Annotated in this window: 25 protein-coding genes; 12 read left to right on the top strand and 13 right to left on the bottom strand. The window is 70.9% G+C overall.

Going from position 1 to position 26,329, the window contains the following annotated elements; genetic code table 11:
• Position 1 precedes the first annotated feature (1 nt).
• Complete coding sequence (locus tag NE236_RS07480) at positions 2-1,651, bottom strand: CDP-alcohol phosphatidyltransferase family protein (RefSeq protein WP_252841072.1); 1,650 nt, start codon at positions 1,649-1,651, stop codon at positions 2-4.
• Positions 1,652-1,878: 227 nt separating this feature from the next.
• On the opposite strand from NE236_RS07480, the gene ispD reads away from it, so the two are divergent.
• Positions 1,879-2,598, top strand: a complete 720-nt coding sequence (ispD, locus tag NE236_RS07475; RefSeq protein ID WP_252841071.1) for a 2-C-methyl-D-erythritol 4-phosphate cytidylyltransferase — start codon at positions 1,879-1,881, stop codon at positions 2,596-2,598.
• On the opposite strand, the gene NE236_RS07470 is transcribed toward ispD, so the two are convergent.
• Positions 2,561-3,637, bottom strand: a complete 1,077-nt coding sequence (locus NE236_RS07470; RefSeq protein ID WP_504915074.1) for a glycosyltransferase family 2 protein — start codon at positions 3,635-3,637, stop codon at positions 2,561-2,563. The genes ispD and NE236_RS07470 overlap by 38 nt on opposite strands.
• 21 nt (positions 3,638-3,658) lie before the next feature.
• Here NE236_RS07470 and NE236_RS07465 point away from each other — a divergent pair, with 21 nt between their 5' ends.
• The 3 genes from NE236_RS07465 (at position 3,659) to NE236_RS07455 (ending at position 6,794) form a co-directional block, all read left to right on the top strand.
• Positions 3,659-5,263 carry an LCP family protein gene (locus NE236_RS07465; RefSeq protein WP_252841069.1) on the top strand — a complete coding sequence of 535 codons (1,605 nt, stop codon included), beginning with the start codon at positions 3,659-3,661 and terminating at the stop codon, positions 5,261-5,263.
• A 140-nt stretch (positions 5,264-5,403) separates the two neighbouring features.
• Positions 5,404-6,168 (top strand): hypothetical protein, encoded by a 765-nt coding sequence (locus NE236_RS07460; protein WP_252841068.1) that lies wholly within the window; start codon positions 5,404-5,406, stop codon positions 6,166-6,168.
• Between the two features lie 215 nt (positions 6,169-6,383).
• Positions 6,384-6,794, top strand: coding sequence for a hypothetical protein (locus tag NE236_RS07455; protein ID WP_252841067.1), 411 nt, complete (start codon positions 6,384-6,386; stop codon positions 6,792-6,794).
• Positions 6,795-6,957: 163 nt separating this feature from the next.
• Here the strand turns inward: NE236_RS07455 and NE236_RS07450 are convergent, their stop codons facing one another.
• Positions 6,958-7,158: a hypothetical protein gene (locus NE236_RS07450; protein WP_252841066.1), complete on the bottom strand. Its 201-nt coding sequence runs from the start codon at positions 7,156-7,158 to the stop codon at positions 6,958-6,960.
• Positions 7,159-7,291: 133 nt separating this feature from the next.
• The gene (locus tag NE236_RS07445) at positions 7,292-8,461 is read right to left on the bottom strand and encodes an acyl-CoA dehydrogenase (protein ID WP_252841065.1); all 1,170 of its coding nucleotides are present in this window, start codon (positions 8,459-8,461) and stop codon (positions 7,292-7,294) included.
• Positions 8,462-8,573: 112 nt separating this feature from the next.
• Here NE236_RS07445 and NE236_RS07440 point away from each other — a divergent pair, with 112 nt between their 5' ends.
• Both NE236_RS07440 and NE236_RS07435 read left to right on the top strand, forming a co-directional pair.
• Complete coding sequence (locus tag NE236_RS07440; RefSeq protein ID WP_252841064.1) at positions 8,574-9,893, top strand: UDP-glucose dehydrogenase family protein; 1,320 nt, start codon at positions 8,574-8,576, stop codon at positions 9,891-9,893.
• Positions 9,894-9,984: 91 nt separating this feature from the next.
• Positions 9,985-10,437 carry a CoA-binding protein gene (locus tag NE236_RS07435; RefSeq protein ID WP_252841063.1) on the top strand — a complete coding sequence of 151 codons (453 nt, stop codon included), beginning with the start codon at positions 9,985-9,987 and terminating at the stop codon, positions 10,435-10,437.
• An 8-nt stretch (positions 10,438-10,445) separates the two neighbouring features.
• Here NE236_RS07435 and purE read toward each other — a convergent pair whose 3' ends face one another.
• Both purE and NE236_RS07425 read right to left on the bottom strand, forming a co-directional pair.
• Positions 10,446-10,934, bottom strand: coding sequence for a 5-(carboxyamino)imidazole ribonucleotide mutase (gene purE / locus NE236_RS07430; RefSeq protein ID WP_252841062.1), 489 nt, complete (start codon positions 10,932-10,934; stop codon positions 10,446-10,448).
• Positions 10,931-12,094: a 5-(carboxyamino)imidazole ribonucleotide synthase gene (locus tag NE236_RS07425; protein WP_308209060.1), complete on the bottom strand. Its 1,164-nt coding sequence runs from the start codon at positions 12,092-12,094 to the stop codon at positions 10,931-10,933. Before NE236_RS07425 ends, purE begins: the two co-directional genes overlap by 4 nt.
• A gap of 217 nt (positions 12,095-12,311) precedes the next feature.
• Between NE236_RS07425 and NE236_RS07420 the strand changes: the two genes are divergently transcribed.
• Complete coding sequence (locus NE236_RS07420; protein ID WP_252841061.1) at positions 12,312-12,893, top strand: GtrA family protein; 582 nt, start codon at positions 12,312-12,314, stop codon at positions 12,891-12,893.
• Here NE236_RS07420 and NE236_RS07415 read toward each other — a convergent pair.
• The 3 genes from NE236_RS07415 to NE236_RS07405 all read right to left on the bottom strand — a co-directional run bounded on the left by NE236_RS07415 (position 12,877) and on the right by NE236_RS07405 (position 15,982).
• Complete coding sequence (locus tag NE236_RS07415) at positions 12,877-14,157, bottom strand: sensor histidine kinase (protein ID WP_252841060.1); 1,281 nt, start codon at positions 14,155-14,157, stop codon at positions 12,877-12,879. The genes NE236_RS07420 and NE236_RS07415 overlap by 17 nt on opposite strands.
• Positions 14,158-14,217: 60 nt before the next feature.
• On the bottom strand, positions 14,218-14,889 hold the full coding sequence (locus NE236_RS07410; RefSeq protein ID WP_141956913.1) for a response regulator transcription factor: 672 nt from the start codon (positions 14,887-14,889) through the stop codon (positions 14,218-14,220).
• 259 nt (positions 14,890-15,148) lie between these two features.
• On the bottom strand, positions 15,149-15,982 hold the full coding sequence (locus tag NE236_RS07405; protein WP_252841059.1) for an MBL fold metallo-hydrolase: 834 nt from the start codon (positions 15,980-15,982) through the stop codon (positions 15,149-15,151).
• 66 nt (positions 15,983-16,048) lie between these two features.
• Between NE236_RS07405 and NE236_RS07400 the strand changes: the two genes are divergently transcribed.
• A complete protein-coding gene (locus tag NE236_RS07400) occupies positions 16,049-16,645 on the top strand; it encodes a TetR/AcrR family transcriptional regulator (protein ID WP_252841058.1) in 597 nt (198 codons plus the stop codon).
• A gap of 16 nt (positions 16,646-16,661) precedes the next feature.
• Here NE236_RS07400 and NE236_RS07395 read toward each other — a convergent pair whose 3' ends face one another.
• Entirely contained in the window at positions 16,662-17,597 is a 936-nt protein-coding gene (locus NE236_RS07395; protein WP_372494265.1) for an NADP-dependent oxidoreductase, read from the bottom strand.
• A 112-nt stretch (positions 17,598-17,709) separates the two neighbouring features.
• Between NE236_RS07395 and NE236_RS07390 the strand changes: the two genes are divergently transcribed.
• Both NE236_RS07390 and NE236_RS07385 read left to right on the top strand, forming a co-directional pair.
• A complete protein-coding gene (locus NE236_RS07390) occupies positions 17,710-18,717 on the top strand; it encodes a GlxA family transcriptional regulator (protein WP_252841056.1) in 1,008 nt (335 codons plus the stop codon).
• 377 nt (positions 18,718-19,094) lie between these two features.
• Positions 19,095-19,298: a hypothetical protein gene (locus NE236_RS07385; RefSeq protein WP_252841055.1), complete on the top strand. Its 204-nt coding sequence runs from the start codon at positions 19,095-19,097 to the stop codon at positions 19,296-19,298.
• Between the two features lie 13 nt (positions 19,299-19,311).
• Here the strand turns inward: NE236_RS07385 and treZ are convergent, their stop codons facing one another.
• Genes treZ through glgX form a run of 3 tightly spaced genes read right to left on the bottom strand, consistent with a single transcriptional unit; the run spans position 19,312 to position 25,389 of the window.
• Entirely contained in the window at positions 19,312-21,033 is a 1,722-nt protein-coding gene (gene treZ / locus NE236_RS07380; protein WP_252841054.1) for a malto-oligosyltrehalose trehalohydrolase, read from the bottom strand.
• On the bottom strand, positions 21,030-23,303 hold the full coding sequence (treY, locus tag NE236_RS07375) for a malto-oligosyltrehalose synthase (protein WP_252841053.1): 2,274 nt from the start codon (positions 23,301-23,303) through the stop codon (positions 21,030-21,032). The genes treZ and treY overlap by 4 nt, the downstream gene beginning before the upstream one ends.
• Positions 23,296-25,389, bottom strand: a complete 2,094-nt coding sequence (glgX, locus tag NE236_RS07370; protein ID WP_252841052.1) for a glycogen debranching protein GlgX — start codon at positions 25,387-25,389, stop codon at positions 23,296-23,298. Before glgX ends, treY begins: the two co-directional genes overlap by 8 nt.
• Before the next feature lie 133 nt (positions 25,390-25,522).
• On the opposite strand from glgX, the gene NE236_RS07365 reads away from it, so the two are divergent.
• Together NE236_RS07365 and bfr are read left to right on the top strand one after the other, a co-directional pair.
• Positions 25,523-25,747 (top strand): (2Fe-2S)-binding protein, encoded by a 225-nt coding sequence (locus tag NE236_RS07365; protein ID WP_252841051.1) that lies wholly within the window; start codon positions 25,523-25,525, stop codon positions 25,745-25,747.
• Positions 25,748-25,797: 50 nt separating this feature from the next.
• A complete protein-coding gene (gene bfr, locus NE236_RS07360; RefSeq protein ID WP_252841050.1) occupies positions 25,798-26,277 on the top strand; it encodes a bacterioferritin in 480 nt (159 codons plus the stop codon).
• Positions 26,278-26,329: the final 52 nt, after the last annotated feature.

The following is a 26,329-nucleotide window of genomic DNA, read 5'->3' as shown; positions in this document are numbered from 1 at the left end:
TTCAGGATGCCACCGACCTCGGCTGGGTGAGGGAACGGAGGATGCGGCCGATGACCGTGTAGGCCCCGGCGACGGCACCCCACGAGAGCAGTGCGATGAACGTCACATGCGCGTTGAAAAGCGCGGCCGTGAGGGCGATCAGCGCGAACCGCTCCCCGATCGGGAGCACGATCATCTTCTTGAACCAGTGGAAGACCTGGATCTTCTCCGAGCGGGCGGACAGCCACACCGCGAAGTGGCTGATGCCGCTGCCCTTCGGGCGGCTCTTCGAGGGCTCCGGCTCGTCCAGGGCGCTGTCGCCGGGCGTGCCCAGCGGAACGACCGGGATGGGCTCGGGCGGCCTCCGCCGCTTCGACGCGCCGAACGCGAAGTCGACCATGTGACGGCAGGTCTGCACCGTGATCGCGATCGCGGCGAGGTACCAGACGTCACCGCCGTGCACCGAACTGCCGACCGCCGCCGCGGTGGAACCCGCGGCCAGGCCGGCGAACACGGTGTACTCCTTGGCCCGGTCGAACGTCGCGTCGAGCCAGGCACCGAGCGTGCTGAACTGGCGGGTGTAGCGGGCCAGCTGCCCGTCCACGCAGTCGAAGACGAACGCGAAGTACAGCGACACACCGCCGAGGATCATCCCCCACCGCTGGCCGGTGGAGAAGAAGTAGGCGGCGACCACCGAGATCCCCATGGAGATCGCGGTGACGCCGTTCGGCGTCCAGCCGCGCTTGCCGCACCAGCGCGCGATGTAGCGGGAGTAGGTGCTCACCGCGTAGGTCGTGAAGAAGCCGTCGTTGTTCTTCACCGCCGCGCTCAGGCGGACCTTGTCCTCGTCGACGGCGTCGATGGCGCGCTGGGCCGCGTCCGCCTGTGTCTGGTCGAGGACCCGCTCGCACAGCAGTGTGGCGTTGCCGCGGCCGGTGACCTTCACGCCCGAGCGCACCAGGCCGACGACGAGCAGAGTCGGCGCGTCGTCTCCGGTGATCGGGGTGGTGGCCAGGGCGCTGTTGCGGTCGCCGTCGCCCTGCTCGATCTCGATGTCGCCGGTGTCCTCCGGGTTCTGCCACAGGTGGCGGACCGGGCTGATCTCCGTGAGACCGTCGGGCTTGTCGGCCAGCTCCGCGAGCTTCTCCGCCGCCTGCGCGAGCGTGTCGGTCTCCTCTTGGGAGACCCGGAGGACGCCGCGGAAGACGGCGTTCGGGTCGGTCACCTGGTGGTAGGGGGAGCCCGCCGAAGCGATGCGGCCCTTGCTGATCCGGATGAGGGGGCGGGTGAGCTCGTCGTCGTTCACGTGATCGCGGGCGACGACGGCGGAGGCGGGGGCCTTGGAATTGTAGACGAGCCGGGCGAACACCTCGCGATGGGCGATGACGTCACCGTGCACGACCAGCATCGGCTCCTTCGCCGCACGTGCCACCCGTGCGATCTCCCGGAGATCGTCGGCGAGCCCCTTGGACTCGACGACCTCGCAGCCGTGCTCCCGGAGCGTGGCGGCGAACTCGGGACGGGCGATCACGCGGCGATCGGCGACGTCAAGGGATTCGAGCTGGGCGAGCAGCCGGGTGACGACAGCGCCGCCGCCCGGAAGTGTGAGGCCGGCCGTCGGCGTGGACCCAGAGGCGACCGCCTCGGTTGCGAGAACCACTGCCAACGTCATCGGCGCCCTCCGAAGATCATGTCTGTAGTCCTCAGGTCTGGAGTGGGGGGGTCTCTGGCAGAGCCGTGAGATGTGAGCGCCGACCATACCGCGAGTGTCGCGGCGCCGCCTCCTCGCCGTAAACATCCGTTCAGCCGGGTGACGCGGCAAAGGTCCCCATAGGTTACCGCTGTCGACACCCTGTGGGCCCTCACGACGGTAGGTGGCGGACAGTAAAGTGCGGGCGCATGAGAACCGTTGCGGTCGTCCTCGCCGGTGGAACGGGACTGCGTCTGGGTCTCGGCGCGCCGAAGCAGCTGGCGGCCGTGGGGGGTCGGCCCATTCTCGCCCGCGCGATCGAGGCGTTCGACACGGCGCCGGACATCGACGAGGTCGTCGTGGTGATGGCCGCCGGTCATGTGGCCGAGGCCGAGGTGATCGCCAAGCCGTACGCCAAGGTCGGCCGGGTCGTCGAGGGCGGCTCCACCCGTACGGAGTCGACGCTACGGGCGCTCGCGGCGCTGGAGGACGAGCCGGGCGACGTCCGCGTGCTGTTCCACGACGCCGCCCGCCCGTTCGTGGACGCCCGGATCATCGCCGACTGCGTCGCGGCGCTGGAGCGCGAGGAGGTCGTCGCGGTGGCGGTGCCCTCGTCCGACACGGTCGTCGTGGTCGAGGGGGACCGGGTCGTGGAGATGCCGCGGCGGGACCGGCTGCGGCGCTTCCAGACGCCCCAGGGATTCCGGCTGGCCACGATCCGCACGGCGTACGAGCGGGCGCTGGCCGACCCGGGCTTCGCCGAGCGGCCACCGACGGACGACTGCGGGGTGGTGCACCGCTACCTGCCCGAGATCCCCGTACGGGTCGTCCCGGGCAGTGAGCGGAACATTAAAATCACCCATCCGGTCGATCTGCTGATCGCCGAGCAGATCACCGCTGGGGAGAACGCCCCAGGCTCGGCGGGCTGACCAGGAAGCCGAGCCCCCACGCGATGTGCATCGTCGCGTACACCAGGGGAAGCCGCACCCACGCCGAGAACGGCAGCCCCCGCCCGGTCGCGACCGAGCCCGCGAGGATCGCGGCGGCGTACCCGCCGGGGATGATCCAGCCGGGCCAGAAGCCGAGGACGCCGGCGACCACGCCGACGGCGATCGCGACCACGGCCAGCGGCGGCGCGAGGTAGCGCAGGTTGAGAGTGCCCTGGTGCTCGCGGCCGACCACCCGCCGCCACTTGCCGGTGTGGAAGAACTGCTTGGCCAGCGCCCGGATGTTCGGCCGGGGGCGGTAGGTCACCCGCATCCGGGGGGTGAACCAGACCTTGCCGCCGGTCTGGCGGATGCGGTGGTTCATCTCCCAGTCCTGCGCGCGGACGAACGTCTCGTCGTACCCGCCGACCCGGTCGAGGGCGGTGCGCCGGAAGCTGCCGAGGTAGACCGTCTCCGCCTCGCCCGGCTGACCGCCGATGTGGAACGTCGCGTTGCCGATCCCGATCTTGGTCGTCATCGCGCGGGCGACGGCCTTCTCGAACGGGGTGACGCCCTCGGCGGCCATGATGCCGCCGACGTTGTCCGCGCCCGTCTCCTCCAGGGTCTCGACGGCGGCCCGGACATAGTCGGCGGGCAGCAGCGAGTGGCCGTCGACCCGGACGATGATGGAGTGCCGCGAGGCCGTGATGCAGGCGTTCAGGCCGTTGGGGGTGCGGCCCGTCGGGCTCGGGACGACGACGATCCGCGCGTCGTCGGCCGCGAGCTTCTCGGCGATCTCCTGCGTGCGGTCGCGGGAGGGTCCGACCGCGATGACGAGCTCCAGCTCACCGGGGTAGTCCTGGGTGAGGATGGACGTGACCGCCTCCGCGAGATGTCGTTCCTCGTTGAGTACGGGCATGATCACTGACACGGCCGGCCAGACGCGGTTTACGGCGACCTGTGTGTTGGGCGAGGGATTCATGACGGCGCCACGGTACTGTACGAACGCGAGGAACGCCGCAATGAAGGCAAGACTTCGCACCCCCCGGAGAGGCGAGCCGTCATGGCACACGACGAGGAGTCCGACCCGCAGGAGCGCTACTTCCGCCCCCGCCCGGGCACCCCGGCTGACGACGAGGCCGCGGAGGTGGAGGGCGTCGCCCTCGGCGACGCGGAGGCCTCGCACGTGCGCGTCGAACGGGCCCCGCGCGGGGCTCCGGCGGACGGAGCGCGGCGGCAGCGCCGGTTCCTGCTGACGACGGGCGTGATGTCGACGGCGGTGCTGCTCTTCTCCGGTGGCGGCTGGGCCTTCCAGGACTACGTCCTGGGCAGCGTGCGGCGCGTCAACGCGTTCGAGGGGCTGAAGAACCGCCCCGACTCCGGCCCCCAGGGCTCGATGAACATCCTGCTGGCCGGCGTCGACCGGCGCGACGGGCTGACCGACCAGCAGATCCGGGACCTGCATCTGGGCAAGGTCGGCGGCGAGCGCTCCGACACGATGATGCTGGTGCACGTCTCGTCCAAGCACGACAAGATCACCGTGGTGAGCCTGCCGCGCGACTCCTTGGTCACCATTCCGTCGCACAAGTCGAACGGCAACGAGGGGACGCGCGGCACGCAGGTCGGTGAGCGGCAGGGCAAGCTCAACTGGGCCTACATGTACGGCGGGCCCACCCTCGCCGTGCAGACGGTCGAGCGCGCCACCGGCGTGCACGTCGACCACTACGTCGAGGTCAACTTCCTGGGCTTCATCAAGGTCGTGGACGCGCTCGGCGGCGTGACCGTCTGCACGAACCAGGCGATCGACGACCCGAAGAGCGGCCTGCGGCTGCCCGCGGGGAAGACCACCGTGGACGGCAAGACCGCGCTCGCCTACTCCCGGGCCCGCTACACCCTGACCGGCGGCAGCGACCTGGGCCGGATCGACCGGCAGCAGCAGTTCATGTCCGCGGTGGCCCACAAGGCGCTGAACGACCCGACGAGGTATCCGGCCGTGCTCAGCGCGGCGCTGAGCACGATCCGGGCGGACAAGGATCTGTCGAAGGGCACGCTGACGTCACTGGCCACGCAGATGCGGGGCATCTCGACCGACGGCATCGCCTTCACGACGGTGCCGCTGGCCAACGCCGACTACCTGACGCCGATCGGCGGCGTGCGGCAGTCGACCGTGCTGTGGGACGACCGGGCCGCCGGCCGGCTGTTCGACCAGATCCAGCAGGACAAGCCGATCGTCGACCAGCCGAAGCCCGCGCAGAGCCCCGCCGGGGCGTCCCCGAGCGCGAAGCCCGACGGCCTCACGGTGGCCCCGCGGAACATCGACGTCCGCGTGATCAACGGAGTCGGCACGCCCGGGCTGGCCGCCCGGGCCGCCGGTGACCTGCGCGACGCCGGGTTCGGCGCGACCGTGGTGCCCGGCTCGCGGCACGGGGTCGGGGCGACCGTCATCCAGTACGGGCCGGGCCGGGAGGACTCGGCGAAGACGCTGAAGGCGGCGATCCCGGGGGCGAGGCTCAAGCAGGTGTCCGGGCTCGGGTCACGCCTTCAGGTCGTGGTCGGGCCGTCCTGGTCCGGGGTGAAGAAGGTCACCGTGAGAGAGCCCGCCAAGGCGCCGGACTCCCAGCAGCGGCAGGTGAACGCGAGGACGGCCACGCAGAACCTCTGCAGGTGAATCCGCGAGTGAGATCACAGTGGCCGCCGAGGCCACATCGCCCTGCCTGAAAAATGCTCCTTTTTACGCGTTCCTCGGGCCACTAGCCTTCTGGTGTACCGGCGGCCCCGCCGGGGTCGTCGGCCACTGGGAGGACAGCGATGTCGAACGGCGCCCGCCACACCTGGGGATTCTTCCTGGGACTGATCCTTACAGCCGCGCTCGCAGGACTTCTGATCTTCGGCACGTACCGCCTGCAGCACGGCTTCGTGATGCAGGGCCACAAGACCGACAAGTGGCTCGGCGGCGGCGCGCTGGCCGGCGCCGCCATCGTCTTCGCGCTCCTCACCGCCTCTCGGATCTCGCCGCTGGCCTCCCTCATCGGCGGCCTGATCCTCACCGCCGCCGGCGTGCTGTTCTTCGTCTCCCAGCAGACGACCGCCGACCTCATCAACCGGTTCCCCTTCAAGGGGCAGCGCGTGACACTCGCGGGCCTCGAGGAGGAGGGGTTCATCCTCTTCGCCGGCGTCGGCCTGCTCTTCGGGTCGTTCTTCCCCTCGCGATGGCGGAGCCGGCCCGACGACGACTCCGACCCGGCGTACGAATACGGCCTTCCCGAGTCGGAGGAGACGGACGGGCGGCGCTCGACGTCCACCGGGGGGCGGGGCCGTCACGCCGCCGCGCGGGACGGCGGCAGCACCCCGGCGTACGGGACGCCCCGTCACACCGACACCCACGTGTACGGGTCGGCGGACCAGGGGGACATCCCCGTCTACGGCTCCGCCGAGGGGCCGGCCGCGACGGCGTACGGGCAGACGGAGTTCGACGTGCCGCTGTACGAGCCGGAACGGCAGTACGGCGACCAGTCGCCGTTCAGGCCTCGGGATGAGGACGGCGGCACCCGCGAGATGCGCCGCCCGCGCTGACCGAGCGCCGGCCGCCGCGGACGCTCTGAGCGAATTGCGGACGCGGTGCTCTCTCGACATCGTTCATGACTCTCTGGACCGTCCCGTCGTCATTCATCCGGGTTGAGCCCTGAGTCCCTGTCGGACACCACCGCGTGCTGAAAGGATCCGTCCTCGACCAGATCGATCAAGAACAGGAGGCATGTGTGTCTCTGCGAGGAAGATCCATATCGGCCGTGACCGGGCTGGCGGTCGCCTCTGGGCTCATCCTGACCATGGCCCCCTCGGCCGCGGCGTCGTCCGGCGGCGGATGCCGGCCGTACAGCGACCGCTACTCGGGATGGAAGTTCCGCGCCTGCATCAGCGCCCACAAGAACGTGGTCCGGCCCGACTTCTATGTCGACCGGGTGGGCCAGCACGACCGCGGTTTCTGCCGGATCGACGTCGCCCTTGAAAAGGCGGACAACAAGAAGTTCACCGGCTCCAAGACAATCTGGCGCGCCCACTACGGCTGCAAGCAGGGCCACGTTCCCTACTCGATGAAGACACCGCGCAAGGCGCATGGCTACTACCGGTTCTGGGTCATGGTGCACAACCGGAGGGCGTACGATCCGCTGGCGGGAGCCAGCCCTGTCCTTCACAACTGACCCCGGGCCGCGCGACGCGCGGCTCATGCCTGAACGCTGAACCCACGGCTCCCTGCGCCGGTCCCACCACGGCGCTCGGGGCCGGACGGTTCCGCGCCGCGCGGGACGACGGCAGCACCCCGACGTACGGGACGCCCCCTCCCCAAGCCACCGCCGTAGCGCCCTAAAGCGCTTCTTCGGCGGACAGATCCTCATCGGCCAGGCGCTCGGCGTCCGCCTTGGCCTGCCTGAGCCAGTCTTCGCGCTCCAGCAGTCGCAGGGCGCGCCGGATCACATCGGTCACTCCCTCATCCGAGCGCTTGGCCGACTCGATGATCCGCCTGTCCTCCCCACTCAGCCGGAACACGATCCGTGATGTTCTCATGACAGGAAGTTATCCAGGCGTCTGACATTCGTCCAGCAGTTGTCAGCCGGTGGCTCCACGGCGCACACGCGAAACACCGGCGCGGGCCGGAGGGCGGACCACGGCCGGCCCGGGCCGGTGTGCCGGCGGGACTCTATTTCAGGAGCTGGCGGGCCATGACGACGCGCTGGATCTGGTTGGTGCCCTCGTAGATCTGGGTGATCTTGGCGTCGCGCATCATGCGCTCGACCGGGTAGTCCTTGACGTAGCCGTAGCCGCCGAGCAGCTGCACGGCGTCGGTGGTGATCTCCATCGCCGCGTCGGAGGCGAAGCACTTGGCCGCCGAGGAGACGAAGGTGAGGTCCGCCACGCGCTCGCCCTCCATCGCCCGCTCGGACTTGGCGGCGGCGGCGTAGGTGAGCTGACGGGCCGCCTCCAGCTTCATCGCCATGTCGGCCAGCATGAACTGCACGCCCTGGAAGTCGCCGATGGACTTGCCGAACTGCTTGCGCTCCTTGACATAGCCGAGCGCGTAGTCGAGCGCGCCCTGGGCGATGCCGAGCGCCTGGGCCGCGATGGTGACGCGCGTGTGGTCGAGGGTGGCGAGCGCGGTCTTGAAACCCGTGCCCTCCTCGCCGATGATCCGGTCGGCCGGGATCCGCACGTCCTCGAGGATCACCTCGCGCGTCGGCGAGCCCTTGATGCCGAGCTTCTTCTCCGGTGCGCCGAAGCTCACACCCGGGTCGCTCTTCTCCACCACGAACGCCGAGATGCCTCGGGCGCCCTGCGACGGGTCCGTGACGGCCATCACGGTGTAGTACTCCGAGACACCCGCGTTGGTGATCCACCGCTTGGTGCCGTTAAGCACCCAATGGTCGCCGTCGCGCACGGCCCTCGTCTTCATCGCGGCCGCGTCGCTGCCCGCCTCCGGCTCCGACAGGGCGTACGAGAACATGTTCTCGCCACGGGCCACGGAGCTCAGGTAGCGTTTTTTCAGGTCTTCCGAGCCGGAGAGGAGGATCGGAACGGTGCCGAGCTTGTTCACCGCGGGGATCAGGGACGAGGCGGCACAGGCGCGAGCGACCTCCTCGATGACGATCACCGTGGCGAGGGCGTCGGCACCGGCTCCTTCGTACGCCTCGGGGATGTGCACGGCGTGCAGGTCCGCCTGGACGAGCGCGTCATAGACGGCCTGGGGGAACTCCCCCGTCTCGTCGGTCTCCGCGGCTCGCGGAGCGATCTTGTCATCGGCCAGCGAACGAACCGTCTCACGGAGCATCTGGTGCTCTTCAGAAAGTTCGTACAGAGGAAAGTCTGCGGTCATACGCCGATCGTACGCGGTAAACCTACTCGCCAGTAGGGCCGGTAGCATGCCGAGCGGCCCGTGGGGAGATAACGGGGTCGGGCACGACGGACTTAGGAAAGGAGGCGGGACCTTGGCACAGCGCTTGACCGTGATCGGTACCGGTTACCTGGGCGCCACCCACGCGGCATGCATGGCCGACCTGGGCTTCGAGGTGCTGGGCGTGGATGTGGACGCGGAGAAGATCGCGCGTCTGACCCAAGGCGACCTCCCGGTCTACGAACCGGGCCTGGAGCCCATCCTGCGCCGCAACCTGGAGAACGGCCGGCTGCGGTTCACCACGTCGTACGAGGAGGCCGCCGAGTTCGGCGACGTCCACTTCGTCTGTGTGGGCACGCCGCAGAAACCAGGCGAGTACGCCGCCGACATGAGCTACGTGGACGACGCGATCAACTCCCTGGCGCCGCTGCTCACCCGGGCCTGCGTGGTCGTCGGCAAGTCCACCGTCCCCGTCGGCACCGCCGAGCGGCTGGCGCAGCGGCTGGCGCTGCTGGCCCCCGCCGGAGACGTCGTCGAGCTCGCCTGGAACCCCGAGTTCCTGCGCGAGGGTTACGCCGTCGAGGACACCCTGCACCCGGACCGCATCGTCGTCGGCGTCCAGTCCGACCGCGCGGAGAAGGTCCTACGCGAGGTGTACGCCTCGATGGTCGCCGAAGGCGTTCCCTTCATCGTCAGCGACTTCCCCACCTCTGAGCTCGTCAAGGTGTCCGCCAACGCCTTCCTCGCGACGAAGATCTCGTTCATCAACGCGATGGCCGAGGTGTGCGAGGCCGCGCACGCCGATGTGACCAAGCTCTCCGAGGCCCTCTCCTACGACGACCGGATCGGCGGCAAGTTCCTCGGCCCGGGTCTCGGGTTCGGCGGGGGCTGCCTGCCCAAGGACATCCGGGCGTTCATGGCCCGCGCCGGCGAGCTCGGCGTCGACCAGGCGCTGTCGTTCCTGCGCGAGGTGGACGCCATCAACATCCGGCGCCGCATCCGCATGGTCGACCTGGCGCGCGAGCTGCTGGGCGGCTCGTTCATCGGCCGTACGGTCGGCGTCCTCGGCGCGGCGTTCAAGCCGAACTCCGACGACATCCGCGATTCGCCCGCCCTCGACGTCGCGACCTCCATCCGCGCGCAGGGCGGCCAGGTGACGGTGTACGACCCGCAGGCGCTCGACAACGCACGCCGGGCCCACCCGGACCTGACCTACGGCACGTCGGCGATGGACGCCGCCGACGACGCGCACGTCGTGCTGCTGCTCACCGAGTGGAAGGAGTTCCGGGACCTCGACCCGGAGGTCCTCGGCGCCGCGGTGGCCGAGCGCAACATCGTCGACGGCCGCAACGCGCTCGACCCCGAGCTCTGGCGCGCGGCCGGCTGGCACTACCGCGCCCTGGGACGCCCGTAAGCCCGCACCGCCCGGCCCAGGTGGCCGGGCGGTGCCGTACGGGCGGCGTTCCGCCGGGAAGGCGGCGGGCCGCCCGGCGGTTGGCACCGTCATGAGCGACTCTTACGCCGACGAGGCCGTCATCCGCCGGGTGCTGCTCGATTCGCGGACGTGGGCGTTCGTCGGGTTGCGCGACAACCCGGGCCGCACCGCGTACGACATGGCGCAGCTGCTCCAGTCCCGGGGCAAGGCGATCGTCCCCGTCCACCCCGCCGCCGAGACGGTGCTCGGGGTGCCGGGCGTCTCGGCACTGGACGAGGTGACGCACCGGGTCGACGTCGTCGGCGTCTACCGGCGCGCCGAGCACGCGGGCGAGGTCGCCGACGAGGCGATCAAGCTGTTCGCGGCGTACGGCCCGCGCCGGGACGGTGACGTGCGGGCGGTGTGGTTCCCGCTGGACGTGATCGACGAGGCCGCCGCCCGGCGGGTGCGGGAGGCGGGCCTCGACGTCGTCATGGACCGCTGCCCGGCCATCGAATGGGCCCGCCTGGGCCTTCCCCGCTGAGCGTGCCCTTAGTCTCTGGCCTTCCTCAGGCGAGAGCCCTTCGCCTTGGCCTGGGCGTACAGGTCGCGCTGGAACTCCTCCATGCGCTCACGCAGCTCCGGATCGGCCGCCGCGAGGATCCGGACGGCCAGGAGGCCGGCGTTGCGGGCGTTGCCGATCGCCACCGTCGCCACGGGGACGCCGGCCGGCATCTGCGCGATCGACAGCAGGGAGTCCATGCCGTCGAGGTACTTGAGCGGCACCGGCACCCCGATCACCGGGAGCGGCGTCACGGCGGCGAGCATCCCCGGCAGGTGGGCGGCGCCGCCCGCACCCGCGATGATCACGCGCAGCCCCCGGGAGGCGGCCTCCGAACCGTACGCGATCATGTCCTGCGGCATACGGTGGGCGGAGACCACGTCCGCCTCGTACGCGACGTCGAACTCATCCAGCGCCTCGGCGGCGGCCTTCATCACGGGCCAGTCCGAGTCACTGCCCATCACGACGCCGACGGTCATACGGCGGTCCCTCTCAGGTAGTCGGCGGCGTGGCGGGCCCGCTCGCGGGTCTCCTCCAGGTCGTCGCCGAGCGCGGTGACGTGTCCGATCTTGCGGCCGGGCCGGACCTCCTTGCCGTAGAAGTGCACCTTCACGGCGGGGTCGTGGGCCATGACGTGGATGTAGCGCCGGTAGACGTCAGGATCCTCGCCGCCCAGCACGTTGGCCATGACGGTGTACGGCGCGGTCGGGGTCGTCTCGCCGAGCGGCAGGTCGAGCACGGCCCGCAGGTGCTGCTCGAACTGCGACGTGCGCGACCCCTCGATCGTCCAGTGACCGGAGTTGTGCGGCCGCATCGCCAGCTCGTTGACCAGCACGCCGTCCTCGGTCTCGAACAGCTCGACGGCGAGCAGGCCGGTCACGTCGAGGGCGTCGGCGATGGTGAGCGCCAGCCGCTGGGCCTCCTCGGCCCGGTCGGGGTGCAGGCCCGGGGCGGGCGCGATCACCTCGTGGCAGATGCCGTCGCGCTGCACCGTCTCCACGATCGGGTACGCCGCGCCCTGCCCGTACGGGGAGCGGGCCACGAGGGCGGCCAGCTCGCGACGGAACGGCACGTGCCGCTCGGCGAGCAGGTCGACGCCCTCGGCGACGGCGCGCTCAACGACGACACGCGCCTCCTCGACGGACGCGCAGACCCACACACCCTTGCCGTCGTAGCCGCCGCGCGACGCCTTGATCACGACCGGCCAGCCGGCGTGCCGCCCGAACCGCTCGAGGGTCGTCAGCGGCGCCTCGGGGTCCAGGACGACGAACTCCGGGCACGGCATGCCCAGCTCGGTGAGCCGTTCCCGCATCACGCGCTTGTCCTGGGCGTGCAGCAGCGCCCCGGATCCGGGGCGGCAGGGAACGCCGGCGTCCTCCAGGGCCCGGATGTGCTCGCCGGGGACGTGCTCGTGGTCCCACGTCACCACGTCGGTGCCCTTGGCGAAGGAGCGCAGGTCGTCGAGGGAGCCGTGGTCGCCGATGCGCACGTCGGCGATGACCTTGGCCGCGGACGCGTGCGCGCTGTCGCTGAGCACCCGCAGCGGCACGCCGAGCGCGATCGCCGCCTGCTGCATCATCCGGGCGAGCTGCCCGCCGCCGACCATGCCGACGACTGGTATGTCTTGCCTGTCCGTCACGTGCGAAGCCTATCCGCCGTGCTCAGAGACCGGGTGCCCCGGACGAGAAGCACGGCCGTGCCCGCGAGACGCCACACCGATGTCGCGAGGTGGTCGTTCCCCGCGGGAACGACGCGCCGCGGAAGGCCGTCTAACCTCGTAAGCCAGGGGTATCTAGATCCGGGTGTCGCCGAGGGTGTGCGATCGGCCACCGAGCCGGAATGAAAGGTCCCATCTCGTGCGTCTCGCCAGTCGTCTGTACCGAAGATTCGCCCATCTGATCCACGAGCTCGCGGCGTTCGGGACGATCGGTGTGCTGAACTTCATCATCACCATCGGCATCTCCGACACCCTGCACCTCGGAATGCACGTGGGCCCGCTGACGTCGTTCGGCGTCGGCACCGTCGCGGCGACGACCTTCTCCTACTTCGCCAACCGGTTCTGGACGTTCCGCCACCGTGACAAGTCGGGCCTGGGCCGGGAGTACGTCCTGTTCTTCGCGTTCAACGGCGTCGGCCTGGTGATCACGTGGGTGTTCATCGGCTTCACCCACTACGTCCTCGGCATCCGCAACGGCGTGGCGTTCAACGTGTCGCAGATCATCGGTACCGGCGTGGCGACCCTCTTCCGCTACTGGGCGTACAAGAAGTGGGTCTTCCTGCCACCGACCGCGCCGCCGGTCGATCCGCACACCGGTCTGCCCGAGGCCCACGAGCTCTCGCAGGCCGACCACGCCGAGGAGGAGGGACCCGTCCGGAGCGACGCCGAGCCGCCCTCCCCCCGGATGCCCGCCGAGCAGGCCGCTAGGCGGGGCCGCTGACGACGCGCTCGCGCGCCCGCAGCACCTCGTCGCCCTGCCGCAGGAAGATCGCGAAGGTGGCCGGCCGGGCGCGGATGAGCTCCAGCCGCCCGCCGTCCGCCGTGGCCAGCGAGCGCGCGAGGTAGAGCCCGAGCCCGGTCCCCTGCCACCTTCCGCTGACGTTGCGGTCGAAGACCCGCCGCTCCAGATCCGGCGGAACGCCCGCGCCCTCGTCCCCGACCTCCACGACGATCGACGAGGCCGTCTCCTTGGTGTGGATCGTGACGGTCCCGTCCCCGTGCACGAGCGAGTTGTCCAGCAGGGTCGCGATGATCTGCGACAGGCCGCCGGGACTGGCCACGGCGGTGAGCTCCGGCACGCCGGTCACCTCCAGCCGGCGCCCCTCGCGCCGGAAGACCGGCTCCCATTCCTCCAGCTGCTGCGCGACGATGTCGTCGACGGGCACGGGGATCGCGTCACCGGTGGGATCGTGCTTGGCGCGGGCGAGGAGCTGCTCGACCACCGCGGCGAGGCGCTCGATCTGCGCGGCCGCGGCGGCGCCCTCCTCCCGGACGATGTCCGGGTACTCCGCCGCCTCGACCATCTCCTCCAGCCGCATGGACAGCGCCGTCAGCGGCGTACGCAGCTGGTGGCTGGCGTCGGAGGCGAACTCCCGGCTCGCGGCCAGCAGATCGGCGATCCGCACGGCGCTGCGATCGAGCACCTCCGCGACCCGGTCGACCTCGGGCACGCCGTACCGGCGCCGGCGCGGCCGCGCGTTGCCCGACCCGAGGCGCTCGGCGGTCTCCGCCAGGTCGATCAGCGGCAGGGTCAGCTTCCGCGCCTGCACCATCGCCAGCCCGACCGCCACGCCGACGCCGAGCACGACGAGGCTGCCGATCAGCAGGAACGTGCGCAGTGCCTCGGCCTCGATGTCGGCGGCGTCACGGGACACCTGGACCCGGATACCGCGGTCGTTGGCGGTCTTCCGGATGACGTGCGCGCCCTTCGGCGGCGCGACTCCGGCCGTGATGACCTCGTCGTTCGCCAGCGTGACGACGATGTACCGGCTGGGGAACTCCTTGGCGATCTGGTCGCCGACGATGGACTGCTTGCCTTCCTGTTTGAGGTTCACGCCGGCAACCACGGTCGCCGCCTCCCGCTCGACCTGTTGTTCGGCCTCGTCGTAGAGAAGCCGATGGGTCGAGTACGCCAGGGGAATGCCGAGCAGGAGCACGGCGACGACCGCGACGGCCAGCGTGGACAGCAGGAGCCGTCGCCTCATGGGGGACCCTCTCTTTCGCCCGAGACGTGACCAGGGGGTGGTCACGCCGGGTTCACACGACTAGTCACCGCGCTCGAAGCGGAAGCCCACTCCTCGCACGGTCGTGATGTAACGCGGGCTGCCCGCGTCATCTCCCAGTTTGCGACGGAGCCAGGAGATGTGCATGTCGAGGGTCTTGGTGGAACCCCACCAGTTGGTATCCCATACCTCCCGCATGATCTGTTCTCGGGTGACGACCTTGCCCGCGTCGCGGACCAGCACGCGAAGCAGGTCGAACTCCTTGGTGGTGAGCTGGAGCTCCTGGTCGCCCATCCAGGCGCGACGGGACTCGGCGTCGATCCGGACGCCCTGCACGATCGGCGTCTCCGTGCTGCCCCGGCGCAGCAGAGCGCGTACGCGGGCCAGGAGTTCGGCGAGACGGAAGGGCTTGGTGACGTAGTCGTCGGCGCCGGCGTCGAGGCCCACCACGGTGTCCACCTCGTCGGCGCGGGCGGTGAGGATGAGGATCGGCACGCCGTGGCCCTCGGCGCGAACGCGCCGGGCCACTTCGAGCCCGTCGAGCTCGGGCAGGCCGAGGTCCAGGACGATGAGGTCCACCCCGCCCCCGAGCGCCCGCTCGAGAGCCTGCGGACCGTCGGGACTGACTTCGACGTTGTATCCCTCCCGCCGCAGCGCTCTGGCGAGAGGCTCGGATATGGACGTGTCGTCCTCGGCGAGCAGAACTGAGGTCATGAACCGATCGTAGAGCTATTCAAGAACGTTTCCTCGGTAGTAGCGGGGCCTTGACCTGCGATCTTCCAGTCGTAGGCCAGCCTTAGACATACCGATAACCGCGCTAATGCAAAGTAAATACCCTCGCCTTGCCCTCAGGCGTCCGCGTCCGCACCGTACGCCCTCGGCTCGGCCCGCCGGATCCGGCCCACCACCCTGGGGATCGCCGGCGTGCCGGAGCCGGTGCCGGTGCCGGATCACAGTGATCCGGCACGGTCGGTCACGGCCGGGCGGCGAGGCGCGCGAAGGCCCAGGGGTCGTGGGCCGAGAAGACCTCGACCTCGTCGCCGTGGTCGCGCAGGAGCTCGCGGAGGCGGGCCTGGTTGGCGGCGCGCAGCGGCCGGTCGATCTCCGTGATCTCCTCCAGCGCCTCCCACAGGGGCATGGACCAGCGGTCGTCCGGCTCGACCTGGCCGTGGTGGTAGAAGGCGTCGCCGGCGTGCAGGAGCCATCGATCCTCGTCCCGTACGGCCACGGCGCAGTGGCCCTCGGTGTGCCCGGCGAGCGGGATCAGCAGGATCTCCGGGGGCAGGCCGTCGAGTTCGAGGGCGTCGAACCCGAACCACGACTCGCCCTTCCGCGACTCGTAGGTCCTCCAGTGCGGGCGGTGCGCCCAGTGCGCGGGCCGGTAGCGCAGGGCGTGCTCGGGGTGCGCGCCGGTCGCGGCCATGGCGGCCCGGTACTCCGCGTCGTGCAGGTGAACGGTGGCGTGCGGGAAGTCCGGCAGCCCGCCGCTGTGGTCGAGGTCGAGGTGGGTCAGCACGATGTGGCGGACGTCGTCGGGCGAGTGGCCGAGCCGCCGGATCTGCCGTACGGCGGTCTCCTCCGGGTCGAGCAGCGCCTGGGTCCGGTCCAGGAAGGTCCGGCCGAGGGTCTCCTCCGGGCGGTCGACGTCGGGCGTGCCGAATCCGGTCTCGACCAGGACGAGACCGGAGTCGTCGGTCTCGACGAGCAGGCAGTGGTTCAGCGCCCGCGCGGGCTCCAGCCGGTGATCTGCCGCGTCGGCGGGATCGATCTCGCGCATCGATCCGCAGTTCAGGTGATGGATCTTCATGGCGCTCCTTTAGCTACCGAACGGTCGTACGCATTTAGCGAACGGTCGGTAGGTTAAGCTGATCTCGTGAGCCCACGCAAGTCCGCCGTCGAAACGGCCGCCACCCGGACCCGGATCATCGAGTGCGCCCTGACGCTGGCCTCGACCGAGGGGCTCGAAGGCGTCACCATCGGCCGGCTCGCGACCGAGCTCGGGATGAGCAAGGCCGGAGTGATCGGCCATTTCGGCACCAAGGAGGCGCTCCAGCTCGCGACGCTCGACGCCGCGATCGAGAAGTTCGCCGACCGGGTGCCGGCACGCGCCGCGGGGTCCGATCCCGGCGTCGACCGGCTGACCCGCGCCTTCGATGAGTGGATCGCGTACATGGCGGACGACGGGCACGGCGGCTGCTTCCTCACCTCGGTCGCCGCCGAGTTCGACGGGCGTCCCGGCCCCGTCCGGGACGCCGTGCTCGCCGCCCTGTCCCGTTGGTCCGACTACGCGGCCGCCGAGCTGCGGACGGCCGTCGACGCCGGCGACCTGCCCCCGGACACCGACGTCGATCAACTGGTCTTCGAGCTGGGCGGCGTGGGGCTCGCCGCCGGCCAGGCCATCCAGCTGCACCGGGACCCGGCCGCCCCCGAACGGGCCCGCCGCGCCATCGACCGCCTGCTCGGCCGATGAGCCGCGATCCGGATCGTCAGGGGGCCACCGTCAGGGCGATCTTGCCGGTGGTGCGGCCGGTCTCGCCGCGCTCGTGGGCCTTGGCGGCCTCCTCCAGTGGGAACACCGAGTCGATCTCGGCGCGCAGCCGGCCCGCCTCGGCGAGCGCGGCGATCTCCTTCATCGCGGCGTAGTCGGGCTCGACGAGTGTCCAGCCCGCGTTGATGTCCCGTTTCGCGGCCGCGGACACAAGGTCGTCGTCGGCCGACAGGTACGACACGAGGACACCGCCGTCGCGAAGGGTCCGCAGGGAGCGGGGGCCGTAGTCGCCGCCGATGGTGTCGAGGACGACGTCGACGTCGCGGACCGCCTCGGCGAAGTCGACCTCGGTGTAGTCGATGACCTCGTCGGCGCCCAGTCCGCGTACGAAGGCGTGCTTGGCCTCCCGGGCGGTGCCGATCACGTACGCGCCGTTGAGCTTGGCGATCTGGACCGCGAGGTGCCCGACTCCGCCTGCGGCGGCGTGCACGAGCACCCGCTGGCCGGGACGCAGCTCCGCGGTGTCTAGGAGGCCCTGCCAGGCGGTCAGCGCGGCCAGCGGCAGCGCCGCGGCCTGGACGTGGTCGACGCCGGCCGGCTTGCGGGCGAAGTGGCGCGGCGGCGCCGTGACGTACTCGGCGTACGCGCCCGCCGGATGCGGGAAACGCGGCATGCCGAACACCTCGTCGCCCGGCCGGTACAGCGTCACGCCGGGCCCGACCGCCTCGACCACGCCCGACACGTCGAAGCCGAGCCGGGGCAGCGCCGACCCGTACCCCGAGCGGCCCCGCTGCCGGGTCTTCCAGTCGGTCGGGTTGACCCCGGCGGCGTGCACTCGCACGAGGATCTCGACCGGTCCGGGCTCCGGCCGCTCGATCTCGGCGAGCCGCAGTACCTCGGGGCCGCCGGGCTCGTCCTGGACGATCGCGCGCATCGTGGTCATCGTTCCTCCTACGGTCCGTTCGTCTTCGTGATGGACCCAAGACTGCGGCAGGCGTGTCTCCGCAGGGAGTGGCAGGATGGCCATCCTGTGAAAGGATCTGGCCATGACGTCTCCGGCCGGATCTCCGCACCGCGTCGCCGTCCTGGCCCTGGACGGCGTCATTCCGTTCGAGCTGGGCATCCCCGGACGGATCTTCGAGGCCGCGCTCGGACCCGACGACGAGCCGCTGTACGAGGTGGTCACCTGCACGGTGGACGGCCGGCCCGTGCGCACGGCCGCCGACTTCTCGATCACCGTCGAGCACGACGCGACGATCCTGGCCACGGCGGACACGGTGGTCTTCCCGCCGTTCGGCTCGTGTCATCCGCCCGAGCGGCTCCCGGAGGACCTGGTGTCGGCGCTCGCGCTGATCCGGCCGGGCACCCGCGTGATGTCGATCTGCACGGGCTCGTTCGTGCTCGCGGCCGCCGGCCTCCTCGACGGCCGGCCCGCGACCACCCACTGGAACGAGGCGGGCCGGCTTCAGCGGCTCTTCCCCGGCGTGCGGGTCGACCCGGAGGTGCTGTTCGTGGACGACGGCGACGTGCTGACCTCCGCGGGTGCGGCCGCGGGGATCGACCTGTGCCTCCACGTCGTGCGCCGCGACCACGGCAGCGAGGTCGCGAACCGCGTGGCCCGGCGCGGCGTGGTCCCGCCGTGGCGGGACGGCGGTCAGGCCCAGTACATCGAGCGCCCGGTGCCCGAGCCGCACGACGCCGGCACCGCGCCCGCCCGCGCGTGGGCGCTGGAGCACCTGGACCGGCCGATCGCGCTGCACGAGCTGGCCGGCCGGGCCGGGATGAGCGTGCGTACGCTGACCCGCCGGTTCCACGAGGAGGTCGGCATGAGCCCCGGCCGCTGGCTCGCCCGGCAGCGGGTCGAGCTGGCGCGGCACCTGCTGGAGACCACCGACCTGCCGGTCGACCAGGTCGCCCACCGGGCCGGCTTCGGCACCGCCGTCTCGCTGCGCCAGCACCTGCACGCGGCGATCGGCGTGTCACCGATGGCCTACCGCCGCACCTTCCACCCGGACGGCGACGGTGCCCTCGTCCCGGCACGCGCCGGCGCATAGCGACCTGGCGGGGTCTGCCATCCTCTCGATCATGACCCCTCACCCTCCGCGACCCGGCGGTCACCTCACTCGCCGGCGACTGTCCCTCGTCGTCACGTCCGTGGTCGCCGCCGTCGGCTGCGGCGTCGCGGCCGGCTGGTATCTGGGGTTCTTCACCTCCGACGGCCGGTTCGCCAAGGTCGACGCCTGCCGGCTCCTTCCTCCCCCGGGCTCGCTCGCCGCGCTGGTGCCGAACGGTGCCAGAGAGCCCGGGGACTCACGTCCGAGGACGCTTCTGGGGTTCAGCGACGGCCCCGAACCCGCCGCAGCCGTACCAGGCTCTGCCCCAGAGCGGGCCCTACCAGAACGCGCCGTTCCAGGGCTCGCCCTATCAGGGAGTGGATGACGCGGAGCGCCGCAGGGCCACCCGGGCCATCGGTGTCGGCGCGGCGTTCTTCGTGATCGGGCTGCTCATCACCGTGCTCACGTACTCACACGCGTCCGGAAGCGGCGGGGTCTACGTCGTCGCCTGGGGACCGATGCTCTTCGGGGGCATCCGGATGATCATCGGCTTGTTCCTGCTCGCCAAGAGCAAGCGGTAACGAGGTCGCAGGGTCACGTCCTCTCCTGGCCAAGCGTTCGCAGGATGGCGAGAGACTCGCCCGGGAGCCGACCCTCGCCCACTTCGGCGGAGGCGAGGAGCACATGACCGTCCGGCAACGGCAACGGCTCGTCGCCTAGATTGGCCGCGACCCGGAGCGAACCACGGTGGATCACGAGCCATGACTCGCCGTACTCGACGGAAACCTCGGTGAGGCGGGGGTCAGTCAGCTTGGGCTCGGACCGACGCAGCGCGATCAGCGCGCGGTACCAGTCGAACAGCTCCCGGTGGTGCGGCTCGCGGAGTTCCGCCCAGTTCAGGATCGAACTCCGATGGGTCTCCGGGTCCTGAGGGTCGGGGACGTCGCCTGCTGCCCAGCCGTGATCGGCGAACTCCCGGCGCCGCCCCTCGCTGACGGCCCGGGCGAGCTCGGGCTCCTGGTGGTCGCTGAAGAACCGCCACGGGGTGCGGGCGCCCCACTCCTCGCCCATGAACAGCATCGGCGTGAACGGCGCGGTGAGCAGCAGGCCCGCCCCGACCTTGAGCCGGCCTGTGGACACGCTCGCGGAGATCCGGTCGCCGGTGGCGCGGTTGCCGATCTGGTCGTGGTTCTGCAGGAAGCCGAGGAAGCGGTGGCCGGGCACGCGGAGGGTGTCGACCGGCCGCCCGTGCGTGCGGCCCCGGAACGACGACCACGTCCCGTCGTGGAAGAAGACCCTGGTCAGCGTCTTGGCCAGCGCCTCCGGGGCGCCGAAGTCGGCGTAGTAGCCGTGCCGCTCGCCGGTGAGCAGCGCGTGCAGGGCGTGGTGGAAGTCGTCGTTCCACTGCGCGTCCAGGCCGTATCCGCCCGCCTCGCGCGAGGTGACCAGGCGCGGGTCGTTCAGGTCGGACTCGGCGATGAGGAACACCTCCCGGCCCGTCTCCGCCCCGAACCGGGAGACCGCCTCGGCCAGCTCCTCCAGGATGTGCACGGCGCGCTGGTCCCGGATGGCGTGCACGGCGTCGAGTCGCAGCCCGTCGATGTGGTGGTCGCGCAGCCACATCAGCGCGTTGCCGACGATGTACGCGCGGACCTCGTCGGAGCCGGCCTGGTCGACGTTGACCGCCGGGCCCCAGGGCGTCTGGTAGGCGTCGGTGAAGTACGGGCCGAACCGCCACAGGTGGTTCCCGCTCGGCCCCAGATGGTTGTAGACGACGTCGAGGACGACCGCGAGTCCGCGCCGGTGACACGCGTCCACGAAACGGTTCAGACCGTCCGGGCCGCCGTACGGGTCATGGACCGCCCACAGGTGGACGCCGTCGTACCCCCAGCCGTGCCGGCCGGGAAAGGCCGCCACCGGCAGCAGCTCGACGATGTCCACGCCGAGCTCCACGAGGTGGTCGAGGCACTCGATCGCGGCGTCGAACGTCCCCTCCGGGGTGAAGGTGCCGACGTGCAGCTCGTACAGCACGCCGCCCGGCAGCGGCCGTCCCCTCCAGCCGTCGTCGGACCAGGGGAAGCGCTCGTGGTCGTACGTGCGGCTGAGCCCGTGCAGGCCGTTCGGCTGCCAGGGGGAACGCGGGTCCGGGAACGGTCCATCGCCGTCGAGCACGAATCCGTAGTCCCGCTCGCCGGTCCCGGCGTCGATCCGCGCCGTCCACCAGCCGGGCCGCCCGCCGGGCGTCATGGCGTGCCGGGCCCCGCCGGTCTCCACCTCGACGGTCTCGGCGGCCGGCGCCCACACCTCGTACCTCATGCGGCCTCGATCAGCACGGCGACCGGAAGGAGTCGGAGGACTCCGCTCAGTTCCAGACCGGAGGGGTACGACTGGTCGGTGAGGACGTCGTGCCAGGGGCCGCCGGGCAGTTCGAGCCGGGTGTGGCCCCAGCCTCCGCGCCGTTCGAGGCTTACGGGCAGCCGGGTCGCGACCACGACCGCGCCGCCGCGCCGGAACGCCACGGCGTGGGCGGCGGCGGGGCCGATGGCGGTCACCGCCTGGTAGTCGCCGTCGAACCACTCAGGGTGCCTCTCCCGAAGCCGCAGCAGCCGGGACGTGATGAGGAGCTTCTCGCCGTCCAGGTCGGCCGGGGTGGTCCCGGCGTCGAGGTCGGCGAGCAGTTCGCGGCGGCGTGCGTAGTCGACCGGCCGCCGGTTGTCGGGGTCGACGAGGGACAGGCCGGTGAGCTCGCAGCCCTGGTACACGTCCGGCACGCCCGGCATGGCGAGCTGGACCAGCTTCTGGCCGAGCGAGCCCACGCGGGCGTACGGCGCGATGCGGCGGGCGAACCCGGCGACGCCCGCGGTGAGCACCGGGTCCGACAGCACGGCGTCCGCGTGGGCCAGGACCGCCTCCTCGTACGCCGGGTCGGGGTCCGTCCAGGACGTGCGGGTCCTGGCCTCGCGCATCGCCTTCGTGAGGTACTCCCTGAGCCGGTCGGCCGACAGCGGCCACGCGCCGACGATCGTCTGCCACATCAGGTAGTCGAGGTCGGGTTCGAGGGGGCTGTCCGGCACCCGCGACCGCCACCGGCCGACGGCGGCGACCCACTCGTCCGGCAGCTCCGACAGGACGGCGAGCCGCGCCCGTACGTCCTCCTGGCGCTTCGTGTCGTGCGTGGACAGCGTCGTCAGCGTGCGGGGACGGTCGGCGGCGATCCGCGCGCAGTAGGCGTGGAACTCCTCCGGCGACACGGCGAACCTGAGCGGGTCGCCGCCCACCTCGTTCAGGGCGGCCAGCCGGGACCAGCGGTAGAAGGCGGTGTCCTCGACGCCCTTGGCGGTCATCGGCGCGGACGTCTGCTGGAACCGCACGACGAACTCGTCCCGCGCCTCGTCACGGCCGCCCAGCCCGAGCACCAGGGGAATGACCCTGTCGAGCAGGGCACCGTCCGGAAGCTCGGCGCGGGCCTCGGCGGCGGCCTGGGCGACGATCTCCAGGGCCTGCGCCGGCGGCTCCTCGCCGGGCACGACGTACGCCCGGTAGACCGGCATCGCGACCAGCAGCTCGACCAGGACCTCCCGCAGCGCGTCGGGGTCCTCCTCCGGGAGGATCCGCGCCAGCAGCGCGGTCAGGCGGCGCACCTCCGGGACGAGGATCCGGTCGGCCGCGAACCGCCGGGCCGCCCGCTCCACCTCGGCGAAGTCGGCGGGTCCGCCGGTCAGCGCGGTGTACGCCTCGGTCAGCGGCTTGTCCCCCGCCGGGTCGACGAACAGCCCGCCGACCATGCCGAGCGCGTCGTACCCGGTGGTGCCGGCGCACGGCCAGTCGGCCGGGAACGGCTCCTCACCCGTGAGGATCTTCTCCACGACCACCCAGCCGCGGGGCCGGTCGAGCCGCCGCAGGTACCCGCGCGGGTCCGTGAGCCCGTCGGGGTGGTCGATCCGCAGGCCGTCGATGAGCCCCTCGTCGACCAGCCGCAGGATCACGGCGTGGGTCGCGTCGAAGACCTCCGGGTCCTCCACCCGGAGCCCGATCAGGGACGAGATGTCGAAGAAGCGCCGGTAGTTCAGGTCGGGCTCACGCCAGTACGCCGGGCGGTGGCGGCCCTCACGGGGGAGGACGTGGTCGTGGTAGCGCAGCACGTCGCCGTCCGGGCGGGGTTCGTCGTCCGGCGAGCCGAGCACCGGGACCACGACGGCGCCCTGAGACCAGTCGATGTCGAACCACCGGGCGTACGGGGAGTCCGGCCCCTGCCGCAGGACGTCCCAGAAGGCCTGGTTGAGGCTCTCCGGCGCGGGGATCGCCATGTGGTTCGGCACGATGTCCACGATGATCGACAGGCCGTGGGCGCGCATGCGGCCCGCCATCGCCCGGAACGCCTCCTCCCCGCCGAGATCGTCGGAGATCCGCGTGTGGTCGACCACGTCGTAGCCGTGCGCGGAGCCGGGAGCGGCCTGCAGGATCGGCGACAGGTACACGTGCGAGACGCCGAGCGCGGCCAGGTAACCGGCCAGCTCCCCCGCCTCGGCGAACCCGAACTCCCGGCGCAGCTGCAACCGGTACGTCGCGGTCGGGCGTCTAGACACGACGCAGCACCTGCATCGAACGGGCCTCGACCCTCACCTTCTCCCCGGAGCGGTCCACCGGCCGCTCATGATCCTCGTACACCTCGATCGGGGTCGCCGTGTCGAGCATGCCGGTCCACATCCCTCCACCGGTGTCGGGCAGCACGAAGTTCAGGTCGATGTCTGCGGCGTTGAACAGCAGCAGGAACGAGTCGTCGCGGATCGGCTCGCCACGCTGGTCCCGCTCGGCGATGCGGTCGCCGTCGAGGAAGACCGTGACCGCCTTGGCGTACGACGTCTGCCAGTCGGCGTCGGTCATCGGGTTGCCCATGGTGGTGTACCAGGCGACGTCGCCGTCGCCGGTCGGGAAGCGGCGGCGCCGGAACACCGGGTGCTCGCGGCGCAGCTCGGTCACGCGCCGCACGAACGCCCGCAGGACCTCCTGCTCCGGCGAGTCGGACCAGCTCATCCAGGAGATTTCGTTGTCCTGGCAGTAGGCGTTGTTGTTGCCCCGCTGGGTGCGGCCGGCCTCGTCGCCGTGGGACAGCATCGGCACGCCCTGGGACAGCAGCAGCGTGGTCAGCAGGTTCCGCTTCTGCCGCTCGCGCAGGCCGACGATGTCCGGGTCGTCGGTCTCGCCCTCCACGCCGTGGTTCCACGAGCGGTTGTCGTCGGCGCCGTCCCGGTTGCCCTCGCCGTTCGCCTCGTTGTGCTTGTGGTCGCATGAGACGAGGTCCTGCAGCGTGAAGCCGTCGTGGCAGGTGACGAAGTTGACCGAGGCGATCGGGTGCCGGCCGTCGTCGGCGTACAGGTCGCTGGAGCCGGTGAACCGGCTGCCGAACTCCGGCAGCCGCCCGTCCACGCCGCGCCAGAAGTCGCGCATGGTGTCGCGGTACTTGCCGTTCCACTCCGTCCACAGGGCCGGGAAGTTGCCGACCTGGTAGCCGGCCTCGCCGACGTCCCACGGCTCGGCGATCAGCTTCACCCGCGACACGATCGGGTCCTGCTGGACCAGGTCGAAGAAGGCCGACAGCCGGTCGACCTCATGGAACTCCCGCGCCAGCGCCGAGGCCAGGTCGAAGCGGAAGCCGTCCACGTGCATCTCCGTGACCCAGTACCGCAGCGAGTCCATGATCAGTTGCAGCGCGTGCGGCTGCCGGACGTTGACGCTGTTCCCCGTGCCGGTCGTGTCCATGTAGTACTCCGGCGCGCCCTCGACGAGCCGGTAGTAGTGGGCGTTGTCGATGCCCCGGAAGCTCAGGGTGGGCCCCATGTGGTTGCCCTCCGCGGTGTGGTTGTAGACCACGTCGAGGATCACCTCGATGCCCGCCTCGTGCAGGGTCCGCACCATCAGCTTGAACTCCTGCACCTGTTCGCCGAGCCGCCCCGTTGAGGAGTACCCGTTGTGCGGGGCGAAGAAGCCGATCGTGTTGTAGCCCCAGTAGTTCGACAGGCCCTTCTGCAGCAGGAACTCGTCGTGGACGAACTGGTGCACCGGCATCAGCTCGACCGCGGTGACGCCCAGCCGCTGGAGGTAGTCGATCATCGATGGGTGGGCCAGCCCCGCGTACGTGCCGCGCTGTGCCTCGGGGATGTCCGGGTTCAGCTTGGTCAGGCCCTTGACGTGCGCCTCGTAGATGATCGTCTCGGCGTACGGCGTGTGGGGGTGACGGTCGCTCATCCAGTCGAAGTACGGGTTGATCACCACCGACTTCGGCGTGTACGGGGCACTGTCGTCGTCGTTGTGGGAGGACGGGTCGCCGAAGCGATAGGAGAACAGCGCCTCGTTCCAGCCGACGTCGCCCTCGATGGCCTTGGCATACGGGTCGAGCAGCAGCTTGGCGGGGTTGCACCGCTGCCCCCGGCCGGGGTCGTACGGGCCGTGCACCCGGTAGCCGTACCGCTGCCCGGGTCCGACGGACGGGAGGTAGCCGTGCCAGACGAAGCCGGACGTCTCGGGGAGGTCGAGCCGCGTCTCCCGTCCCTCGTCGTCGAACAGACACAACTCGACTCGGGTGGCCGCTTCGGAGAAGAGGGCGAAGTTGGTGCCGGCGCCGTCGTAGTGGGACCCGAGGGGGTGGGGATCGCCCGGCCATACGCGCATCACATGGGTGAGCTTCCCTTCGGTGATCGACTCACACGCTGAAGTTCATACCGGTTTGTCAACGTAACAAGCACTCTGCCGCCACCCGGCATTGCCAGTCCGCGCACGGTGCGTTAGCTTAGGAGAGCCTTACCTTATGGTCCGATCGAGAGGCTCTCCCCCCATGTACGCCTGCGTCTGCCACGCCGTGACCGACGATGACGTGCGCGACCACGTGAAGGCCGGAGCCTGCTCGGCCAAGGAGGTCCGTACGGCCTGCGGGATGCGCCCCGGCTGCGGATCGTGCGTGGGCCGCATCCGCGACCTCATCGAGCAGCACTTCACGGAGCGGCCCGGCGACGAAGTGTTCGTGGCGGCCTGACCGCGGGTCGGTCCTTCCTCTCACCTCCAGACGTGCCACGATGGGTTGGCATGGAAGGTGACAGCGACATCATCGGCTTGCTCAACGAGCAGCTCACCGCCGAGCTCACGGCGATCAATCAGTACTTCCTCCACGCCAAGATGCAGGAGCACTGGGGATTCACCCGGCTCGCCCGCCACACCCGCGCCGAGTCGTTCGACGAGATGCGGCACGCCGAACGCCTGACCGACCGCATCCTCCTGCTCGACGGCCTGCCGAACTATCAGCGCCTGGGCACGCTGCGCATCGGCCAGACCGTGCCCGAGCAGCTCCGCTCCGACCTCGCCGTCGAGGTGGAGGCCGTCGAACGCCTGCGCCCCGGCATCGAACTCATGCGCTCACGCGGCGACGCCACCTCCGCCCGGATCTTCGAGGACATCCTGGCGGACGAAGAGGAGCACATCGACTACCTGGAGACCGAGCTGGAGCTCCTCGAGAAGCTCGGCGAGCCGCTCTACCTCCAGCGCTTCGCCGAGCCCCCGGGCGACTGAGCCCGCCTGCGCGCCGCCCGTACGATCGCGCCGCGGGCCTGCGAGCGCGGGC

It is taken from the genome of Actinoallomurus purpureus, from assembly GCF_024055795.1.
Classification (GTDB): domain Bacteria; phylum Actinomycetota; class Actinomycetes; order Streptosporangiales; family Streptosporangiaceae; genus Actinoallomurus; species Actinoallomurus purpureus.
Note: the sequence above shows the minus strand (reverse complement) of the source record. Positions and strands in the feature narration are given on the sequence as shown.

What these genes read in the sequence shown, in the direction of transcription:
- NE236_RS07480 (WP_252841072.1), bottom strand. Translation starts at nt 1,651, where the DNA reads ATGACGTTGGCAGTGGTTCTCGCAACCGAGGCGGTCGCCTCTGGGTCC.
- ispD (WP_252841071.1), top strand. Translation starts at nt 1,879, where the DNA reads ATGAGAACCGTTGCGGTCGTCCTCGCCGGTGGAACGGGACTGCGTCTG.
- NE236_RS07465 (WP_252841069.1), top strand. Translation starts at nt 3,659, where the DNA reads ATGGCACACGACGAGGAGTCCGACCCGCAGGAGCGCTACTTCCGCCCC.
- NE236_RS07460 (WP_252841068.1), top strand. Translation starts at nt 5,404, where the DNA reads ATGTCGAACGGCGCCCGCCACACCTGGGGATTCTTCCTGGGACTGATC.
- NE236_RS07450 (WP_252841066.1), bottom strand. Translation starts at nt 7,158, where the DNA reads ATGAGAACATCACGGATCGTGTTCCGGCTGAGTGGGGAGGACAGGCGG.
- NE236_RS07445 (WP_252841065.1), bottom strand. Translation starts at nt 8,461, where the DNA reads ATGACCGCAGACTTTCCTCTGTACGAACTTTCTGAAGAGCACCAGATG.
- NE236_RS07435 (WP_252841063.1), top strand. Translation starts at nt 9,985, where the DNA reads ATGAGCGACTCTTACGCCGACGAGGCCGTCATCCGCCGGGTGCTGCTC.
- purE (WP_252841062.1), bottom strand. Translation starts at nt 10,934, where the DNA reads ATGACCGTCGGCGTCGTGATGGGCAGTGACTCGGACTGGCCCGTGATG.
- NE236_RS07415 (WP_252841060.1), bottom strand. Translation starts at nt 14,157, where the DNA reads ATGAGGCGACGGCTCCTGCTGTCCACGCTGGCCGTCGCGGTCGTCGCC.
- NE236_RS07410 (WP_141956913.1), bottom strand. Translation starts at nt 14,889, where the DNA reads ATGACCTCAGTTCTGCTCGCCGAGGACGACACGTCCATATCCGAGCCT.
- NE236_RS07405 (WP_252841059.1), bottom strand. Translation starts at nt 15,982, where the DNA reads ATGAAGATCCATCACCTGAACTGCGGATCGATGCGCGAGATCGATCCC.
- NE236_RS07395 (WP_372494265.1), bottom strand. Translation starts at nt 17,597, where the DNA reads ATGCGCGCGATCGTCCAGGACGAGCCCGGCGGCCCCGAGGTACTGCGG.
- NE236_RS07390 (WP_252841056.1), top strand. Translation starts at nt 17,710, where the DNA reads ATGACGTCTCCGGCCGGATCTCCGCACCGCGTCGCCGTCCTGGCCCTG.
- treZ (WP_252841054.1), bottom strand. Translation starts at nt 21,033, where the DNA reads ATGAGGTACGAGGTGTGGGCGCCGGCCGCCGAGACCGTCGAGGTGGAG.
- NE236_RS07365 (WP_252841051.1), top strand. Translation starts at nt 25,523, where the DNA reads ATGGTCCGATCGAGAGGCTCTCCCCCCATGTACGCCTGCGTCTGCCAC.
- bfr (WP_252841050.1), top strand. Translation starts at nt 25,798, where the DNA reads ATGGAAGGTGACAGCGACATCATCGGCTTGCTCAACGAGCAGCTCACC.